The following is a 19,071-nucleotide window of genomic DNA, read 5'->3' as shown; positions in this document are numbered from 1 at the left end:
CGCTCCATCTTAGAGCCCTTAGACTTGCCCACCATGACCGCAACCGTCCTGCTTCTCGACCCCCGCTGGCCCTCCCTCATCCCCCTCCACTTGGCCGGCCGCATCAGCGGCGATGTCGCCTTCACGCCTGAGGTGCCTGTCGACGTCCGCTGGGCCCTCAACGTCAAAGGTGGCCCGGAGAAGTGGCTGATTTCCACCGACCCGGACGACCCGGAGGTCCTGCGCTGGCAGAAGGACGGCGCGGACACGGAACGCGTCGCCAGTCTCGACGACCCGGTCTTCGAGGCCACCCGCACGATGCACGCCGCGCGCCGCCGCGGCGAGTGGGAGCAGGCCATGACGCACGAAAGCCTCCTGCCGTTTCTGCGGGAGGAGGCTGAGGAGGTCGCGCAGGCAATCGAGCACCAATTGCCTATCGACGATCTAAAGTCCGAACTGTCCGACCTTCTGCTCCAAATCCTGTTCCACGCCGAGATCGCTTCGGAGTCCGGCGCGTTCGACTTCGGTGACGTGGCCGACGCGTTTGTGCAGAAGATGCGCCGTCGCGCGCCCTATCTTTTCGACGGTTCAACCGGCCCCGTGGACAAAGCCACCCAGGACCGGTTGTGGGAGGAAGGCAAGGCCGCCGAGAAGCGCTAGCCGCGGAGCTGAATTAGCGCAGCGCGCCGATGTAGTTGCGGATCTCCGGCAGGTTGGCCTGGGAGGACATCTGGGAGCTCATCTCGAAGAACTTGTCCATCGGGGTGGCCGGGTCGGGCTTGACGATGCCGCACTCCAAAGCGCGGTCTGCAAGCGCACCGACCGTGGATGCAGACACGAGGCGCAGCGTGGCGTCTGTGCCCACCACGTTGTTCACGTTGGAAACCAGCTGGGAGCGGGTGGTGTCCGGGCCGACCATGTTGGTGGAGGTCAGGCCGACGCGCAGAGCGTCGCAGTTGGCGGTGGCGATGTTGCCGTTGAGCAGCTTGAGCAGTTCGAGCGACTGCGTCTGAGCCTGGGCGGTGGCGGGGAAGGCGATTGCGGCCGCGGCCATCAGGCCAGCGGCGGCAAGGGTTGCGATACGGCGCATTGTGAGGGGTCCTTTCGGGGAAGAAACTAGGTCGCGGAGAATCATACATGTTAAACAAGTGACACGTGTGGCGAAAGTGGCGGGAATGGCGAAAATAGTCAACCGGCTGGGGTAGACATATGCGGATTGACTCGCGTCGATGAAAACCCAAAAACGACCGCGCGAAACCCCAGCTCGGCCACCGCCCGCCCGCCCCAAAACGCTCGCCGAATTCAGGTTAACTGCGACAAAGCCCAACGCGGGTATGTGCCACCGGCGCGTTCACCATTCGCGGGCATCCGCGCGGTACACTCTCCGGTCATGTCAGCAGCCAGGCGAGTAGCGCGCGGGTGCGGCTGCGCGGGTGTCCTCGTCGCGGCCGCCGCCGTGGTGATGGTGGTCGCGCTGGTGGCGTGGCTCATCGCCGCGTTTTCCTCCCCGGACCGCCACGAGCCGCTGCAGCCGGTGCCCACCACGATGCCGCCGCCCGCCGCCGTAGCACCCCCGCCTATCGACGTCCACGGCCCCGGCCGCACCTCCGACCTGCTCTTTGACTGGTCGCAGGAGATCGGCAACGCCACCAACGTCCCCGGCCAGGCCATCCGCGCCTACGCCAACGCCGCCCTGATCGCCGCCGAATCCTGGCCGGCCTGCAACCTGCAGTGGAACACGCTCGCCGGCATCGGCTGGGTGGAAACGCGCCACGGCACCTACACGGGCCGCTTCGACAACTCGCAGTTAAACCAGGACGGCTACCCGGAGCCGCCGATCATCGGCCCGAAGCTCGACGGCGACGGCTTCGCCCACGTCACCGACACCGACCAAGGCGCCTTCGACAACGACCCCGAGTTCGACCGCGCCGTCGGCCCGATGCAGTTCATCCCGGAATCCTGGGCGCGCTACGGGCGCGACGCGAACGGCGACGGCCACCCGGACCCGCAGCAGATCGACGACGCCGCCCTCGGCGCGGCCAACCTGCTGTGCAACTCCGGCGGCGCCACGCGCGACTTGGCGACGGAGGAGGGCTGGCGCCAGGCGATTTTCGCCTACAACCAGTCCAACGACTACGTGGCCAAAGTCCGCGACGCTGCGGCGAACTACGCGCTGAACCAGCCGGCACACCGCTAGGCATACCCGGGCTAAGCTGGTACGCGGTAAGACAGCACTCGACCCACGCAAGGAGTCACCATGGCCGACATCATGCACATCTTCGCCCGCGAGATTCTGGATTCCCGCGGCAACCCGACTGTGGAGGTGGAGGCGCTGCTCGCGGACGGCTCCCACGGCCGCGCTGGCGTGCCGTCCGGCGCGTCCACGGGCGAGCACGAGGCGCACGAGCTTCGCGACGGCGACGAGCGCTACGCCGGCAAGGGTGTGCTGAAGGCTGTCGAGAACGTCAACGAAACCATTGCGGACGAGTTGGCGGGGATTGAGGCGGACGACCAGCGGATCGTCGATAAGCTTATGCTCGAGCTCGACGGTACCGACAACAAGAAGAAGCTGGGCGCGAACGCCCTTTTGGGCGTGTCCATGGCTGTGGCGAAGGCCGCGGCGGATTCGGCTGCGCTGCCGCTGTACCGCTACATCGGCGGCCCGAACGCGCACCTGCTGCCGGTACCGATGATGAACATCCTCAACGGCGGCGCGCATGCGGATTCGGGCGTGGACGTCCAGGAGTTCATGATCGCCCCGATCGGCGCGGAGACCTTCACCGAGGCGCTGCGCATGGGCGCCGAGGTCTACCACGCGCTCAAGAGCGTGCTGAAGTCCAAGGACCTGTCCACGGGTCTTGGCGACGAGGGCGGCTTCGCCCCGTCCGTCGGCTCCACCAAGGAGGCCCTGGACCTGATCGTGGAGGCCATTGAGAAGGCCGGCTACAAGCTTGGCGACGATGTCGCGCTCGCCCTGGACGTCGCCTCCTCCGAGTTCTTCGAGGACGGTGCCTACAACTTCGAGGGCGGCAAGCACTCCGCCGAGGAGATGATCAAGGTCTACGCGGACCTGGTGGAGCAGTACCCGATCGTCTCCATCGAGGACCCGCTGGACGAGAACGACTGGGACGGCTACGTCACCCTCACCGAGCAGCTCGGCGACAAGGTGCAGATCGTCGGCGACGACTTCTTCGTCACCAACCCGAAGCGCCTGGCCGAGGGCATTGAGAAGGGCGCGGCGAACGCTCTGCTGGTGAAGGTCAACCAGATCGGCACCCTCACCGAGACCTTCGACGCCGTCGAGCTCGCCCACCGCAACGGCTACCGCACCATGATGTCGCACCGCTCCGGCGAGACCGAGGACACCACCATCGCCGACCTGGCCGTGGCGCTGTCCTGCGGCCAGATCAAGACCGGTGCGCCGGCCCGCTCCGAGCGCGTGGCCAAGTACAACCGCCTCCTGCGCATCGAGGAGGAGCTCGGCCCGGCCGCCGAGTACGCGGGCCGCTCCGCGTTCCCGCGCTTTAAGTAAGCATTTGCTTAGCGACGCACCTCCGGCCCCGCCCGTTTTCGGCGCGGGGCCTTTTCTTGGTCGCAACGATTGACGTTTGTATCAATCTGAACTGACGATTGTATCTCAATGAGTGATACAATCGTCAGCAGGAAGCGATACAAAGTGACGGAGTGGCGTATGAAGCAAGCGGAGGTGCTGGCGACCTTGGAGACGATCGCCTCCGACCAGTGGGGGATCGTCACTACGGCACAGGCTGGCCGGGAGGGCGTCGAGAGGCTGCAACTTTCACGGTTGGCCGAGAAGGGCGACCTTGATCGAGCGAGGCATGGGGTGTACTTACTGCCTTCTCACCAGGCTGGGCCGCAGGATGAAATTCGTGCCGCCTGGCTGTCGCTCGAGCCAAAGAAGTTCATCGACGAGCGCTGGGAGGATGAGTGGCCCGTCGTGGTCTCTCACGAGTCTGCAGCGCGCATCCACGACATTGGACGTTTGATTCCGCCGAAGTTCACGTTTTCAACCGGTGGCACGAAGCAGACGCGGCAGCAGGGGGTCCGTATTTATACGCGCCGCACGCTTGCCGAGGGCGACATCGTGTCCGTGGACGGGCTGCCGGTGACAAGCGTTGCTAGAACGGTCGGCGACTTGGCCGAGCAAGGGGTTGAGAGGGGCTATCTGGCCGACCTTGTCGCGGATGCCTTGCGGAAAGAAAACGTACGCATCGACGACCTCGCCGAGAAACTGGCTCCGGCCGCTCGTTCCTACGGGGTGAAAACCGGCATGCAGCTTGTCTCCGAGCTCAGTGCTGAAGCGTCTTCCGTGGAGTATATCGATGAACTCCGCAAACGGCTGGTCCACACTGCGAAAGGCCTTGAGGGTATTGAGAAAAATGTGATGCTGGCCGGCAAGCAACTCGGAGAGACGCTGGAACCATACCGGAAGCAGCTAGACCAGATAGCGAAGCAGTGGGGTAATGGTTACAAGTAGGCGGGAAAGTAAAGAGCAGCAAAAGAAGCTCAACCAAGCCATCGCGAGAAGATCGAAGGACCGCGGTCTGCCGAGCGATTTGATTCGCTACCAGATCGCGTTTGAGGGCTTCCTCGAACGAGTTTTTCAGACGGGATCCGATGAGTGGGTGCTCAAAGGAGGGGCGTCTCTGCTGATGCGAAATGGTGAGGGACGCACGACCACCGATATTGATCTCGCTCGGATCCCCGAGCTTGGGCCGCTTGCAGTCATTGAGGCCGAGATGGATCAGATTGCCAAACGTCCCGGACAAGGTCCACTGAGCTACCGGGTGAGAAGCGTCCAGCTGAAACGACCAGAAAGCGACAATGGCTACAGAGGACCAACCTATGAAGTGAAAATCGATGCGATGACGGGGGCAGATGTGTTTCAGGCATTCAGTCTGGACTTGACTGAGCAGCGCCAAACGCAACAGCCGCACGAGCGGGTGGAGCTCAGACCTGTATTAGACGAACTCATCGCTGAGGAGGTCGCTCATTTTGCTGTGTACGCCACTGCGATTGAGTCGCAGCTCGCGGACAAAGTCTGCGCGATGAGGGAAGAGCACCGCAGCGGGGATAGCACCCGTTATCACGACCTAGCGGACATCATCACCATATTGCTCACCCAACCGATCTCGGCGCAGAAACTGGTTTCTGCGTGCCAGCATGAAGCGCAGCGCAGAAGAATCGAGATCCCAAAGGCGATGTGGGCGCCGCAGAATTGGACGACCGGGTACAGCAGCCGGGCAGAAACCTATTTCGGCTTGCCTGATCGCTACCGTGACTTCTCTGAGGCGATGGCTTTCGCATCCAGCGTGCTTAACCCTGTGTTGGATGGAGAAATCACAGATTCTCGCTGGGATCCCGACAAACAAAGTTGGCAATAACCCGTACATACCAGCCGGAGTGAAGCACAAGACCTCAAAATCGGTTCTCTGGTTCGGGGGTGCACCTCGTAGCGTGTGAACCCCCGAGCGCGTCTCGGCCAGCCAATTGCCACTGTGGCGTAGGATCTGCTGACTATGACCAACCCCTCGCGCCGCCGCAAAACGCCCAGCCTGCGCAGCCGCCCAAGCAAGGTGCCAGTGGCCAGCCGCGACCGGGAAAACGCCGAGCGCGCCGCGCGCCGCAAGCAGCGCGGCAGGGCCATCGCATTTCCGAAGCAGGACATGGCGAGTGTGGTCATCCTCATTGCTGTGCTCATCCTCGTGCTGCTGGCCATCGCCGCGCCACTGCGCAACTTCTACGAGGGCCGCGCCGAGATCGCCCGCGCCAACGAGTCCATCGCCCGCCTCGAGGCCCAAAAACAGGCCCTGGAGGACGACATCGCCATGTACGACGACGATGCCTTTATCAAACAGGAAGCCCGCCGCCGCCTGGGCGTGATGGAGGAGGGCGAGACCGCCTGGCGCATCATCGACCCCCGCATGACCGCGCCCGAGGCCATCACCACCGGCAAGGACGACATCCCCGACACCCGCACCTGGCCGCAGGTGATGTGGGATTCCCTGCGCGAAGTCCCAACCGAGGAGCTTCCGCCTATCGACGGCGCTCCGCCCGCCCCCGCCCCCGAAGCGCCAGCGCCAGAAGCTCCAGCGCCAGAGGCCCCGGCCGCTCCGGAGGCCCCGGCTCCCGAAGCGCCGGCACCGGAAGCTCCCGCGCCAGCGCAGTAAATTTCGAGTCTTGTCCTGTGGGAGCAGCCCCTATTCTTCAAGAATTTCGCTGAACGAATATTTCCTTATCAGTAGATTTACAAACATGGAATTTGGATCCACAGTGCTCGGGGCTGTCGTCGAGAAAGCAATGGGACTGATAATCAAGGTCGTTACGCCCAAGAGCAGAAAGATCCACATCGAAGCTGTTGAGCAACTGCCAGAATCTGCCCCGATCGTCTGGGTGCACCCAGACGCGTTGGAACTGGACGGCGTGAAATGGGACGATTTTAATCAACATGAGATGCCTGCTCATGGTGCCGAACTGACAGCAACTGTCCTCAATCTCACTTCCTACGGCGTGACTGGGAAAGTCGGTCGTACATATCGTGTGCGGATCAAAAACAACCTCACACGGAGCGTGATGATTGACAATGTGTCTATCTGTGTGGCCGAGGTGTCCCCGAGTCCCTCAGGAACTCTCGTTTTTCAAGTGCCGCAGGGGCGAACCGAAGAAAGAGCGATGTGGTGCGACATCACATCGCTTAGTACCGGCGTCAAATATGATGCACTCGTTGCCGACGAATCCCTGGGAACGATCTTTTACCGTGATCGTCCGGACCTCTATTTGGCCCCGAACGAAGTTGTTCAGCTCTACATACAGGTGTCGGCGCCGACTGGGAGCACGTTTGAGTTTGATGTACAGCTCGACTCTATTGAATATGGCAAGTTTCGTAGTCGCAAGAAAGACAGGCTGCGTTTGGTCACCGTGCCTTTAGATGCCGAGAAAATATACACCGTAGTAGTGAAGCAACGAAATGACGGTGGCTTCAGCCGAGTGTTACAACGGGCAAGTACGTTGAGCGATGCCCAAGCGAACTTTCTTACCTCCAGTTAACGGGTTCACGGTAGGCAACCGGTTCTGGCGCAACTCAGATGTGAGACATCCACTCGTCGGTTTCCTCTGCTGTGGGACAATGGCCCGCATGCACACTCCTCCCACAGACGAACAACTCGCCATCGTTGCCGAGCAGCTCGGCCGCACCCCGCGCGGCGTGCTCGCCATCGCGTACACCACCCCGGACAACCAGCCGGCCGTGGTGAAAACCGCGCCCAAGCTCGACGACGGCACCCCGTTCCCCACCCTGTACTACCTCACCGACCCGCGCCTGACCGCCGAGGCCTCGCGTCTCGAGGTCGCGCAGGTGATGAAGTGGATGGAACACCGCCTCAACGCAGACAGCGCCGAAGGCGAGGAACTCCGCGCCGACTACCAGGCAGCCCATGAGCACTTCCTGAAAGAGCGCAACGCCATCGAGGACCTGGGCACCGACTTCTCCGGTGGCGGCATGCCCGAGCGCGTGAAGTGCCTCCACGTACTCATCGCCTACGCGCTCGCCGAAGGCCCCGAGCGCGTCCGCTTCGGCACCGAAGCAGTAGCGCTGGCCGCAGAGCACGGCGACCTGCGCGGCTCCGCCATCCCCGCCGACTGGCCCTCGCTCGACGATCTCGGCATCACCCTGGAGGAAGCAGGGGAGGGGCTGGCATGACGCGCGTCGCCGCCGTGGACTGCGGCACTAACTCCATCCGCCTGCTCATCCACGACACGGACACCGGCGAGGTCTCACGCCGCAACACCATCGTCCGCCTCGGCCAGGGCGTCGACGAGACCGGCAAATTCGCCCCAGAGGCGATCGAGCGCACCCGCGCGGCACTTGTCGACTACGTCGAGGAGATGCAGCGCGAGCACGTCACCCGCGTGCGTATGGTGGCCACCTCCGCCACCCGCGATGCCGCCAACCGCGAGGATTTCTTCGCCATGACCCGTGAACTGCTCGGCCGGATCCAACCGAGCGCAGTCGCCGAGGTCATCACCGGCGAGGAGGAGGCGGCGCTGTCGTTCGCCGGCGCCACCGCGGACATCGACCCGGCCCGCGGCCCGTTCTGCGTAATCGATCTCGGCGGCGGCTCGACCGAGTTCGTCATGGAGGGCCACGCCATCTCCACCCAAATGGGGTGTGTGCGCATCACCGAGCGCATCATGCGCACCGACCCGCCCACAGCGGAGGAAACCGCTGATGCGCGCGCACTTATCGACGAGAAAATCGCCGATGCCGCGTCCACCATTCCGTTCGCAGACGCGCAGACGTTTGTCGGCTGCGCTGGCACCTTTACGACGCTTTCTGCCCTAGCGCAGGGGCTGGACAGCTACGACCCAGAGCGCATCCACATGTCGGAGATCCCCTTCAACCGGCTCCGTGAGGTGACCGCCGATCTGCGTGCCAAGACCGCGGCTCAGCGCCGCGAGAACCCGGCTGTCCACCCCGGCCGCGCGGACGTGATCGGCTCCGGCTCAACCGTGGTCGAGCAGCTCATGGACGCCTTCGAGCGCGAAGCTGGCGCTACCAGCTTCATCATCAGCGAAAAGGACATCCTCGACGGGATCGTCGCCGGGCTGGACTAATCCTGGTCCGGCTCGTAGATCGTGTCCTCGATCTGCTTAGCCGAACCGCCACGGAGCTTCCTGCCCTTGCGCAGGTCCTTCACCTCGCGCATGCGCGGCTCCGGATCAATCTTGTTCGCGATAGCCCGGCGTGCCGAGGCGGTGACCTGCTTGGTCACCGGCGAGTTGGCGACAGCCTGCGCGGCGTTGACGATCTGGTGGTAGCGCTTCCGGCCGGCTTTCGTGCCGAGCACATACCCGGCGGCGGCCCCGACAACGTATTGGTACATGGTGGTCAGGGTACAGCGGAAAAGCGGGGCGGGGTGGTTGCCCTCGGCACACTTATCCAACGGCGCTGTACTAAGTTGTAGTGAGTATCCCTGTGACGAACGACCCTTAAGGAACCTATGTCGGACAAGCCCAAGATCATGACCGTCTACGGCACCCGCCCGGAGGCCATCAAGGTTGCTCCGGTCGTTAGCGCCCTCCAGGATGATGATCGTTTCGAATCTGTCGTCGTCTCGACCGGCCAGCACCGCGAGATGCTGGAGCAGGTGAACAAGCGCTTCGGCATCACTCCGGACCACGACATGGCGCTGATGAAGCCCGGGCAGACTCTTAACGAGTTGGTGGCGCGTGCGATTCAGGGCCTCGATCCGATCATCGAGGAAGAAAAGCCGGACGTCATCATCTCCCAGGGCGACACCTCGACGGCGATGGTGGCAGCGTTGGCGGGCTTCCACAAGGGCGTGAAGATTGTTCACCTCGAGGCTGGCCTGCGCACCGGCAACATCTTTTCGCCGTTCCCTGAGGAAGCGAACCGCAAAATCATCGGCCAAATCGCTTCCCTCCACCTGGCTCCCACAAACGAATCGCGCGAGAATCTTCGCCGGGAAAACTTCCGTTCCAAGGACATCGTCGTTACAGGCAACACCGTCATCGATGCTCTGCTGGCTGCTTCGGAATGGGACGTTAAATTTGACGATCAGCGGCTGGAGGAGCTTCGGAACTCCGACGAGAAGCTTGTGCTGGTAACCACCCATCGCCGCGAGAACCTCGACGCTATGAAGGAAATCGGTGGGGCAGTCCAAGACCTCGCGAAGTCCTATCCGGATCACATCTTCGCGCTGCCGCTGCACCTCAACCCGAAGGTGCGCGATGCTGTTCTTCCGGAAGTTGAGGACCTTCCGAACGTCATCATCACGGACCCGCTGCCGTATGACCAGTTTACTGCGCTGATGAGCCGCGCATACCTTGTCCTCACCGATTCGGGTGGCGTTCAAGAGGAAGCACCTTCGCTCGGTAAGCCGGTGCTTGTGATGCGCGAGAATACCGAGCGCCCCGAAGCTGTTGTCGCCGGAACGGTGAAGCTTGTCGGTACTGACCGAGATCGGATTGTTGCGGAAGCCAGGAACCTTCTCGACCAGGATGCCGCTTATGAAGCGATGGCGAACGCAGTTAATCCTTACGGCGACGGTAAAGCTGCAGAGCGTGCTGTGGCCGCGATTGCCGAGTTGATGGGCGTTGGCGAACGCATCGGAGAGTTTGAACCGGAAATCGACGGCAAGTAACCGGGACTGAGAACACAGGCAAAGCTGGCGAGGGTACGCTCTAAAAGAACGATCCGAGCCGCCGAGACAGCGGGTCCCAATTAGACCCTGTGCGAAAGGAATAGAAAGTGGCAAACACCGCGGTGCAAAATACGTTTAAAGATGTCTGCGTCGTTGGCCTTGGGTACATCGGTCTTCCAACGGCAGCGTTTATCGCGTCCAAGGGAGTCAAGGTAACCGGTGTTGATGTCAACCCCGCCTTCGTTGAATCCATCAACAAAGGTGAAGTGCCGTTCGTTGAACCAGGATTTGACGAGCTTCTCAAGGACGTCGTGGAACGCGGTCTGCTCACCGCACGCTTCGACCAGGTCGAGGCGGATGCCTACATCGTCTGCGTGCCAACCCCGTTCAAGGGTGAGAATCACGAGGTAGACACCAAATACATCAATTCTGCGGTCGACGCGATGGCTCCGCACTTGCGCCCTGGTGCACTCGTGGTGTTGGAGTCCACCTCTCCTCCGGGAACGACTCGCAACATGGCGGAGTACATCATCGAGAAGCGGCCTGACCTCTCGCTGAACGAAGAAGACGAGAATGCCATCTTCATTGCTCACTGTCCTGAGCGCGTCCTGCCGGGGCAGATCATGGAAGAGATGGAGAACAATGACCGCGTCATCGGTGGTTTGACTCCTAAGGGCACGGAGCTCGCTCGGGATTTGTATGCAACGTTCTGCACCGCTGAATTGCTGACGACGGATGCGACGACCGCAGAGATGGCGAAGCTTACCGAGAACTCTTTCCGAGACGTAAATATCGCTTTCGCGAACGAGCTCTCCCTCATTAGCGACCGTCTTGGAATTGACGTCTGGGAGCTGATTGAGCTCGCCAACCACCACCCGCGCGTGAACATCCTCAAGCCCGGCCCCGGCGTCGGTGGGCACTGCATCGCTGTCGATCCGTGGTTCATCGTTTCCGCCGTTCCGGAGGAAGCCAAGATTGTTCGCCAGGCACGAGAGATCAACGATGGCAAGCCGTCGTTCGTCCTGGATAAGGTGGAGAAGGCGCTCAGCGAGTCTGACAACAAGCGGGTGGCAGCGCTCGGTATCGCCTTCAAGGCAGACATCGACGATCTCCGAGAGTCGCCGGCACTGGGGATCGTTGAGAAGTTGGCTGAGCGAAATCCCGAAACAACTGTTTCGGTTGTGGAACCGAACGTTGACTCCCTCCCTGAACGTCTTTCCGCTCACAAGAACATCGAATTGGCCGATTTCACCACGGCGATCGAAGGCGCAGACGTTGTAGTCCTCCTTGTTGACCACCGAGAGTTTGTTGGTGTCGACCAGGATTTGCTCAACGGAAAGACTGTGATTGATACTAGAGGCATTTGGCGCTAACGCACTCGTGCTTTACGCCTAAGAATTGCGGTTCCAGGCACAACTGCTCTGGATCTGCACTAGGGGCTATAGCTCAGTCGGTTAGAGCCGCGGACTCATAATCCGCTGGTCGCGGGTTCGAGCCCCGCTGGCCCCACAATTATTCAGCCCATAGTCAATCGGAGGTGGCGAGGACATGCGCATCCTTCTCGTCACCCAGTACTGGTACCCAGAAAATGGAGTACCGCAACGACGATGGTCTTGGCTTGCGAAAATACTTATCGACGCTGGTCATGAAGTCTGTGTAGTTGCACCGCCACCGCGTAATAGCCGGTCGATTGACGTCACTACAGGTGACAGTAGTCTGACGCGGAAAGTCCCATATAAGGGAGCCGAAGGCGAGAATATCTTCCGCAGTTCCGCGTACCGAGTAGGCGACTCGATTACATCGAAAGCGGCGAGCCAGCTTCTGATAGCACTTTCGCAAGTTCGCACGCTCATTAGGAACAGGAAGCAGATTGAGCCGGACATCGTAATAGGAACGGTTCCCGCTCTGCCAACGGCAGGGGTAACGTGGCTGGCTGCGAAAATTTTCGGTCGACCGTACGTCATCGATCTCCGAGATGCTTGGCCAGATTTGATGGGACAAGCAACGTCTTGGAATGCTGGCGTCGGGGATCCGTCGATCCGAGAGAAACTCGCCAAAAACGGCCCGCTCCAACTAGTTACTAGTGTGTCCACGAAAGTACTGAATTCTCTTCTGCGCGGAGCAAGAGCGATTTTGGTCACCTCCAGCACCCTAAAAGCATCTCTGGAGTCTCGCCGTGAATTGTCCACGCGAGGAAGCAGCCCAGAAGTTGTAGTAATCCGAAATGTGTTTCCGGTAGCTAGTCAGCCGACGGAAGACAGAGGGAGTCACCGCAAGAGCGGCCATTTAAACGTGCTGTACGCAGGAACTATAGGCCGCGCGCAAAACCTGCAAAACGCTTTGGAGGCTGCCAAGCTGGCCAAGCAACAGGGGCTCCAAGTTCACATGATTTTTGTTGGCGCGGGTGCAGCCCGTGAACTGCTTCAGGAAAAGGCCGAGGAGTTTGGAGTCGACGCGAGTTTTATTCGGCTGAAACCCGCAGAACTTTTGAACGCCTATTACGACTGGGCTGACACAGCGCTAGTGCATTTGGCCGAATGGGAACCGTTGCGGCGTACGGTTCCTTCAAAAACCTATGAGTTGCTATTTAACCGGATTCATATTTCTGGGGTCGTGGAGGGAGAGGCCGCTGATCTAATCTCAAGTCTGGGCGGTGGAGACGTAGTCGCACCGCAGGATCCATCGGCGCTCGCAAATCTATGGGTGTCGCTTGGCAATAACCCGCAGCGTCTCAGTGTCGGAACCGCTGGCCGTGATTGGGTGATTCGGGAGCGTGAAGAAATGACACCTGTGCGATTGCTGCAGATACTGCGGCAGATCGAAGCATCGGATGGTAATGCGTCCAGCTAGGTACTGCCAGCTTTTTCTATCTGCGATGGCGGCGGACTTCTTGTCGGGGCCGAAACCGTTTTTACAGAAAGTCTCCGTAAAAATTGGCCGAAAGCTCCAGGAAAGTGGCTTCAGACTTCCTGCTTCTGTAGAGAGCATTGCTCGTGCGGGAGTTCCGGATACTACCTCGTGGCAAGACTTAGACGATCCAATTTTTCCATCAGTTAATCGGCAGCCTAGTGGCGAAGCTCGAGTCCTGTATTTTGTCAATAGTGCGCAGCCGTACACAGTTAGTGGATACACGGTGCGTACTCAAAAACTTCTCCACGAACTCAGGCGGCAAAATGTAGCTGTCTACCCAGCCACAAGAGTGGGATATCCGGCGACAATTGGGGTAGTTCCCACAGAGAATGCCGTTTCAGTTGACGGCATCGATTACTTCTTGTTGCTACCAAGCCGCATGTCTTTGCAGAGAGGCAAGAATCGGCGTGCCGCCATTAATTTGCTTGTAGAGATAGCACGGCGGCTCGATATCACTCTGTTGCACACGACGACAGACTTCAGGAATGCGAGCTTGATCAGCGAGGTCGCACGGATCCTTGGGATCCCATGGGTATACGAAGTGCGCGGGGAGCGCGATAAGACATTGGAGCTAGAGAACTCGGGGCAAAGAAGGAGGGATTTTCTTGCAGAGTTCAGGCGACGCGAAACCCTAGCTATGCAAGCGGCTTCTGCAGTCCTTGTGCTCAGCGATGTGTCACGGCGTCGCGTTGAAGAACGCGGAGTTTCGAAGGACAACATTTACGTTGTTCCGAATGGATTCGATCGTGATGAGGCCATAGAAGCTCCTACTAGGGACTTCGCAAGGGAAAAAATCGGGATCCCGTCGAGCACAAAGCTGATCGGGACATTCACCTCGGTCGTCGACTATGAGGGGCTCGATTCGCTTATCTTAGCCTTGGAATTCCTTGATGTAGACACCAAAGCATTGATAGTCGGTAGCGGCTCAGAACTTTCTGCTCTACAACATTTAGCAGATGAGAGGGGTTTAACAGATCGAGTTCTCTTTGCAGGCAAGCAAGATCCCCAAACTATTCCTGTGTGGTGTGCTGCATTAGACGTGTTTGTGTTGCCACGAAAAGACTATGAAGTTTGCAGGGCAGTCACCCCGCTTAAACCGATGCTGGCGATGGGAATGAATATCCCAGTGGTTGCCTCCGACCTTCCTGCGGTTAGAGAAGCTACAGGTGAGTTGGCTTCGTATGTTCCACCCGATGATCCTGAAGCATTGAGCGAAGCGATTCGGAAGGCACTTGTGGATCCAGACCACTTTTATGGTCATCAGCTGGAAGGCTTCTTGGATACACGGACATGGCAGTCCAGTGCTGAACGACTGCTCCAAGCTTACGAGGAAACACTCTCGCCTGACGCGTAGTTAAGAATGAGACGATAGACACCAAAACGTAAAGGAGTAACCGCTATGGTCAATTTTCGAGAACAAGCGCGTTCGGTGGGTGACGACATGTCGCGCTTCGTGAATGTTATGCGAAGGCAGGGAGCGCGGAAAGCGGTAGAAAAAGCTGCCTTCGCTCTGTCGCGACGCGTCGCCCCGAGGTCTTTTGGTGAGTGGTCTGACGTTGAAGAGATCACTCCTGCGCTCAACCCGAGAAAACCTTTTCAAAAAATAGCGGTTGGATCGATTTTGGATGAGTTTTCCGAACGAGCGTGGGGGTACGAGTTTGACCTGCGCCCAGTGAATCCCGGCGAGTCCTTTGTACTCAATGCACAAAGCGACGAGCGACCATTCGAGCTTCTTTTCGTGGAATCCGCGTGGAACGGCAATGGAGGAAAATGGCAGTATCAGCTGACTGGACCGAACGCGCCATCTCCAGCGCTGAAGGAATTGGTGGATTGGTGCAACGCTAGTGGCATTCCGACGGTGTTCTGGAATAAAGAGGATCCGGCTCACTTCGACGACTTCATCAAGACGGCGGAACTCTTCGATTTCGTGTTCACGACAGACGCGAATTTGGTCCCGCAGTATGAGTCCGCTTTGCCAAGTGCAAACGTGGGCGTCCTACCGTTCGCTGCTCAGCCGGTTCTTCATAACCCGATTTTGAAAGCAGGGGAGGAACGCCGGGGCGACATCGCATTCGCCGGCACGTATTTTGCGCATAAATTTGAATCGCGCCAACAACAGATCGCACTTGTTTTAGACGCAGCGGTGCGAGCATCTCGAAGCCTAAAGGACGGTTTAGTAATATTCTCCCGCTTTGCAGGACGAGAAGATAAATACCAGTTTCCCTCAGAATACGAGCGCTACGTAGAAGGTGCGTTGCCGCACAACAAGATGTTGTCGGCCTTCAAAAGGTTCAAGGTTGTTCTCAACGTCAACACGATCACACAAAGCCCTACGATGTGCAGCCGTCGTATTTTCGAAGCGGGCGCGTCCGGTGCGGTGGTTGTTTCAACTGACAGTCTCGCTTTACATGAAATGTTCAGCGAGGATGAGGTCCCAATCATCCGCGATGTGGAAGGGGGCAGCTATTTGCTTCGACGCATCGTTAATTCCCCAGAAGTCCGAGACCGAATCAGTCACAGGGCACAACGGAAAATTTGGGAGAATCACACCTATACCGATCGCGCCTTCACTCTTCTTAGCTCGATTGGATTGGTTGAGAAGCAAAGCGATGCACGACCGAAGGTGTCGATACTTGCTTCGACAAACCGCCCGCAACAGTTGAGTCATCTCTTCTCGCAGGTTGCGCGGCAACGTAATGTCGAAATTGAGCTCATGGTGATGCTTCATGGGATCGACGAACAACCAGAGGCGGTCAGAGCGCAGTTTCCTGAGGGGGTGTCAGGACAGGTCTTTCAGGCGTCAAAGTCGTGGTCCCTCGGTAAATGTATGAACCACTTGGCGGCCGAAGCAACCGGCGACTTCTTGGCCAAGTTTGATGACGATGACCTCTATTTTGAAAACTACCTGCGGGATCAGATCAACGCACTTGAGTACTCTGGCGCCGACATCGTAGGTAAGCGGGCATCGTATTTGCACCATGGGCAGTCGGATAGCTTCTTGCTCAGGAATCCAGCCCACGAAATGTGTTTCACAGATTTTGTGGCAGGTCCGACACTAGTCTGGCGCCGCCAGGTGACTGAAGGGCTGGAATTTCCGGATCGCACTAAGGGCGAAGACACGGGTTTTCTCAACGGTGCGGTCAAGAGTGGATACACCATCTATTCCGCGGACCGTTTTAACTTCATCCAGATGCGCTCGCCTTCAGTAGCACACACTTGGGAAGTCGACGACGAAGTTATCTTTGCGAATGCCCGGGTAATAGCGCTCGGATCGGGCATACTCAACGTCGAGTGTTAGCGGGATGCAGTTTCGCTGGAAAGACGGATAGTGGGAGGAGTGTAGGAAGCCGCTGTTTCGCGAATGATCTTCTCCGCTTCATCGTCCTTTCCGGTGGCTGCTCTGTTACTCCACACTCTGTAACGCTTCGTAAGCGACTCGGCAGGGCCGTCTGCGATGATTTCTCCCTCGTGGAGCCACAGCGCACGTGAACAATTGTCCTGAATCGTCTTTGCTCCGTGCGACACAAGGAAAACAGTGCCCGATTCCTCGAGGAACGAATCCATGCGTTTCTTAGCCTTCGAGGTGAAGGTTGAATCTCCTGTGGACAGAGCTTCGTCCACGAGCAAGATTTCGGCACGAACTGATGTTGCGATGGAAAACTTCAGACGGGCAGACATACCTGAGGAATAAGTACGCAGTGGCCGATCGATGGAATCCGTTAAGTCGGCCCATTCGATTACGGAGTCTTCTAGTTGCGCAACTTCGTCAGGATGCAATCCCATAGCAAGCAAGCCGAGCCTTACGTTTTCCCTTCCAGTCAAAGCGCCTTGAAGTGCGGCTGACACGCCCAGGAGCCGTGGCTCAGTAGATACTCGTACGAGTCCAGAGGTAGGAGACTCGTTTCCGGCGATGATCCGAAGTAGGGTTGATTTGCCTGAGCCGTTCTTGCCTAAAATGCCGACGGATTCGCCTCGGTAGGAGACGAACGAAACGGATTTCAAGGCGTCGACAGAAGTGGTCTTCCTTCCGAGTCCACGGATCGAACCCGAAGACGTTAGGCGGTAGGTTTTAGACAAATCTCGTACAACAACGGTTGGTTTATCGGACACGCGCGTACCTTTCTTCAGCTTCCCAGAAGAAGATCAAACCGATAATGAGTAGACCAAATGTCCACGCAGCGAGATAGAGCCACCGGCCGAGGGGAGGAACGGTTTGATAAATGGTTGCCTCGCGTACCGCTGTTAAGAACTGGTAGGCGGGATTTGCGAGCATGATGGACTGAATGGTCTCATTCGAATCAAATCGGTGGATGTCGAAGAACACGCCTGATACGAAGAACAAACCGCGAGTGAAAGTAGACACAAGGGCTTTCAAATCGGGAATGAACGCCGTAATTCTTGCGACGATCAACATTGCTCCTAGAGAGAACAAATGGATCATCAGGAAAAACACGGGCACCGTAAGGATTGCAAGGCTAGGTGTCAGCCCGTGATACAAGAAAGCGATGAGAAGACCGACGATCGCCGGCGCAACGTTGTCAAGCAGCTGCTTGACAGTCAGTGAGATGGGGAGCGCTGCCTTCGGGAATGAGAATGACGAGATCATTCCTTTCGAACTTTGAATCAATCCAGCGCCAGAATTTAGACCTCTAGTGATGAAGTTGAAGAAAATAACACCGATAACCAGGTATCCAATGAAATAGTCAATATTCTTAGAGATGTTGAGGACAACACCAAATACAAGGATGTAAACGGCCGTGTCAAGAATTGGTTGAAGCACAATCCACGCCCGCCCGAGGTACATGTCCCTACCTCGTGAAAAAGCCTTGTTCCTAGCCTCAGCCCAGATAAAATGGCGGCGCTGCCAAAGTTGTGCGAGATATTTGCCTAGGCCCGGCCTAGCGCTAAGTCTCCTTAAATAGGTGTCATCGACCTCGATGAGATTTTGCTGCACCGTACTCACGTTCTTTCCTCAGCTAACAATTCGCGTTGGGCTTGTGGTTCACGACCATAATCTAGACTTCTTTCGCCGATCGTCCTAAAAGAGGGAGATGAGTTGGGCGGCTAGTAGGATTATTCAAACTTTTTCGAATTTAACCAGTTTGCTCTAGTGTGTGAGGACAGAAGTGACATCACCGAAAAACAGTCTGCTCATTGTTGGCGGCTGCGTTAGTCGCGACACGATCGACCCCCTTCTGGGAGAGTCCCTTGAGCTCAAGCGGTACGTAGCACGTCAATCCTTCATCTCTGCCGGCACTGATGCAACGAAACTGGTCCCCAAAGTCGACTTGCGCAGTCAATTTCAGCGTCGAATGCTCGAAGCCGATCTTGCAGGCTCGCTATTTCGTGATGTCGAAGAGAATTCGGATGTCGACTTGGTTCTGTGGGATTTGAATGTTGAACGACTCGGCGCTTGGCAGTTCGATGTGGACACGTTTGTTACAGACAGTGGTGAGTTTAGGCGAGTGGAGAACTACAGCGGGATCACCACTGGCGTCCCCCACATCGACTTCGGCGAAGAGGATCACTTCCGAATCTGGAAGGAGCGATTCTTCCACTTCAAGGACGTGCTCCAAAAGAACGGGCTAGTTGAAAAGACGGTACTGCTAGCGCCTGACTGGGCATTGGTTGATGAAACTGGCGAGACCGTTGGGTTGTTCGAAGCAGTGAAGGCTGGCGCGTATAACGCAATCTACCGGCGGTACTGGGACTTCGCAGAGGCAAACGGATTTGAGGTTCTCCGGATGCAAGATACGGTCGCTGATTCCCATCACAAGTGGGGGCCTGCGCCGTTTCACTACACTGAAAGCGTTTACGATGTTTTCCGGGAAACCATAATGGGGAAATTGGCATAATGCCCATTCGCAGGATTTTGAAGCGCGTAGCCGCTCGGTGGCCTTTTGGGTCGTTTTATCGACGCGCCAGACCGATGACAACGAAGGTGTCGGCGTACCGGCAACGTGGTAGATCCTCTCGAGGCCCGGCGTTGCTCACACGA

The 19,071-nt window shown here is 58.2% G+C and carries 19 protein-coding genes and 1 tRNA gene; 16 read left to right on the top strand and 4 right to left on the bottom strand.

Annotated elements, in window-relative coordinates:
* Nucleotides 1-33 precede the first annotated feature (33 nt).
* Nucleotides 34-639 carry a MazG nucleotide pyrophosphohydrolase domain-containing protein gene (locus tag NUW87_RS04710; RefSeq protein WP_269027468.1) on the top strand — a complete coding sequence of 202 codons (606 nt, stop codon included), beginning with the start codon at nt 34-36 and terminating at the stop codon, nt 637-639.
* A 13-nt stretch (nt 640-652) separates the two neighbouring features.
* Here the strand turns inward: NUW87_RS04710 and NUW87_RS04705 are convergent, their stop codons facing one another.
* Entirely contained in the window at nt 653-1,069 is a 417-nt protein-coding gene (locus NUW87_RS04705) for a hypothetical protein (RefSeq protein WP_269027467.1), read from the bottom strand.
* 300 nt (nt 1,070-1,369) lie between these two features.
* Between NUW87_RS04705 and NUW87_RS04700 the strand changes: the two genes are divergently transcribed.
* The 8 genes from NUW87_RS04700 (at nt 1,370) to NUW87_RS04665 (ending at nt 8,613) form a co-directional block, all read left to right on the top strand.
* Nucleotides 1,370-2,176, top strand: coding sequence for a lytic transglycosylase domain-containing protein (locus NUW87_RS04700; protein WP_269027466.1), 807 nt, complete (start codon nt 1,370-1,372; stop codon nt 2,174-2,176).
* 60 nt (nt 2,177-2,236) lie between these two features.
* A complete protein-coding gene (eno, locus tag NUW87_RS04695; protein WP_269027465.1) occupies nt 2,237-3,511 on the top strand; it encodes a phosphopyruvate hydratase in 1,275 nt (424 codons plus the stop codon).
* A gap of 159 nt (nt 3,512-3,670) precedes the next feature.
* Nucleotides 3,671-4,477 (top strand): type IV toxin-antitoxin system AbiEi family antitoxin domain-containing protein, encoded by an 807-nt coding sequence (locus NUW87_RS04690; protein WP_269027464.1) that lies wholly within the window; start codon nt 3,671-3,673, stop codon nt 4,475-4,477.
* Complete coding sequence (locus tag NUW87_RS04685) at nt 4,464-5,384, top strand: nucleotidyl transferase AbiEii/AbiGii toxin family protein (RefSeq protein WP_269027463.1); 921 nt, start codon at nt 4,464-4,466, stop codon at nt 5,382-5,384. Before NUW87_RS04690 ends, NUW87_RS04685 begins: the two co-directional genes overlap by 14 nt.
* 135 nt (nt 5,385-5,519) lie before the next feature.
* A complete protein-coding gene (locus NUW87_RS04680; RefSeq protein WP_269027461.1) occupies nt 5,520-6,170 on the top strand; it encodes a septum formation initiator family protein in 651 nt (216 codons plus the stop codon).
* 85 nt (nt 6,171-6,255) lie between these two features.
* Nucleotides 6,256-7,047, top strand: coding sequence for a hypothetical protein (locus NUW87_RS04675; RefSeq protein ID WP_269027460.1), 792 nt, complete (start codon nt 6,256-6,258; stop codon nt 7,045-7,047).
* Nucleotides 7,048-7,135: 88 nt separating this feature from the next.
* The gene (locus tag NUW87_RS04670) at nt 7,136-7,699 is read left to right on the top strand and encodes a DUF501 domain-containing protein (protein ID WP_269027459.1); all 564 of its coding nucleotides are present in this window, start codon (nt 7,136-7,138) and stop codon (nt 7,697-7,699) included.
* Nucleotides 7,696-8,613, top strand: a complete 918-nt coding sequence (locus tag NUW87_RS04665; RefSeq protein WP_269027458.1) for a Ppx/GppA phosphatase family protein — start codon at nt 7,696-7,698, stop codon at nt 8,611-8,613. The genes NUW87_RS04670 and NUW87_RS04665 overlap by 4 nt, the downstream gene beginning before the upstream one ends.
* On the opposite strand, the gene NUW87_RS04660 is transcribed toward NUW87_RS04665, so the two are convergent.
* Entirely contained in the window at nt 8,610-8,882 is a 273-nt protein-coding gene (locus NUW87_RS04660; protein WP_269027457.1) for a hypothetical protein, read from the bottom strand. The genes NUW87_RS04665 and NUW87_RS04660 overlap by 4 nt on opposite strands.
* A 117-nt stretch (nt 8,883-8,999) precedes the next feature.
* Here NUW87_RS04660 and wecB point away from each other — a divergent pair, with 117 nt between their 5' ends.
* From wecB to NUW87_RS04630, 6 genes are all read left to right on the top strand, one after another.
* Nucleotides 9,000-10,163 carry a non-hydrolyzing UDP-N-acetylglucosamine 2-epimerase gene (gene wecB / locus NUW87_RS04655; RefSeq protein WP_269027456.1) on the top strand — a complete coding sequence of 388 codons (1,164 nt, stop codon included), beginning with the start codon at nt 9,000-9,002 and terminating at the stop codon, nt 10,161-10,163.
* A 107-nt stretch (nt 10,164-10,270) separates the two neighbouring features.
* On the top strand, nt 10,271-11,536 hold the full coding sequence (gene wecC / locus NUW87_RS04650; protein ID WP_269027455.1) for a UDP-N-acetyl-D-mannosamine dehydrogenase: 1,266 nt from the start codon (nt 10,271-10,273) through the stop codon (nt 11,534-11,536).
* Nucleotides 11,537-11,598: 62 nt separating this feature from the next.
* Nucleotides 11,599-11,672, top strand: a tRNA-Ile gene (locus tag NUW87_RS04645).
* Nucleotides 11,673-11,711: 39 nt separating this feature from the next.
* Nucleotides 11,712-13,013: a glycosyltransferase family 4 protein gene (locus NUW87_RS04640; RefSeq protein ID WP_269027454.1), complete on the top strand. Its 1,302-nt coding sequence runs from the start codon at nt 11,712-11,714 to the stop codon at nt 13,011-13,013.
* Nucleotides 13,014-13,038: 25 nt separating this feature from the next.
* The gene (locus tag NUW87_RS04635) at nt 13,039-14,427 is read left to right on the top strand and encodes a glycosyltransferase family 4 protein (protein WP_269027453.1); all 1,389 of its coding nucleotides are present in this window, start codon (nt 13,039-13,041) and stop codon (nt 14,425-14,427) included.
* Between the two features lie 45 nt (nt 14,428-14,472).
* Entirely contained in the window at nt 14,473-16,371 is a 1,899-nt protein-coding gene (locus tag NUW87_RS04630) for a glycosyltransferase family protein (protein ID WP_269027452.1), read from the top strand.
* Here NUW87_RS04630 and NUW87_RS04625 read toward each other — a convergent pair.
* Complete coding sequence (locus NUW87_RS04625; RefSeq protein WP_269027451.1) at nt 16,368-17,183, bottom strand: ABC transporter ATP-binding protein; 816 nt, start codon at nt 17,181-17,183, stop codon at nt 16,368-16,370. The genes NUW87_RS04630 and NUW87_RS04625 overlap by 4 nt on opposite strands.
* On the bottom strand, nt 17,173-18,036 hold the full coding sequence (locus NUW87_RS04620) for an ABC transporter permease (RefSeq protein WP_269027450.1): 864 nt from the start codon (nt 18,034-18,036) through the stop codon (nt 17,173-17,175). The genes NUW87_RS04625 and NUW87_RS04620 overlap by 11 nt, the downstream gene beginning before the upstream one ends.
* A gap of 151 nt (nt 18,037-18,187) precedes the next feature.
* Here NUW87_RS04620 and NUW87_RS04615 point away from each other — a divergent pair, with 151 nt between their 5' ends.
* On the top strand, nt 18,188-18,928 hold the full coding sequence (locus NUW87_RS04615; protein WP_336296911.1) for a DUF6270 domain-containing protein: 741 nt from the start codon (nt 18,188-18,190) through the stop codon (nt 18,926-18,928).
* Nucleotides 18,929-19,071 lie beyond the last annotated feature (143 nt).

It is taken from the genome of Corynebacterium pilbarense (genome assembly GCF_026930265.1).
Lineage (GTDB): Bacteria > Actinomycetota > Actinomycetes > Mycobacteriales > Mycobacteriaceae > Corynebacterium > Corynebacterium pilbarense.
This window is presented reverse-complemented; position numbering and strand designations above follow the sequence as displayed.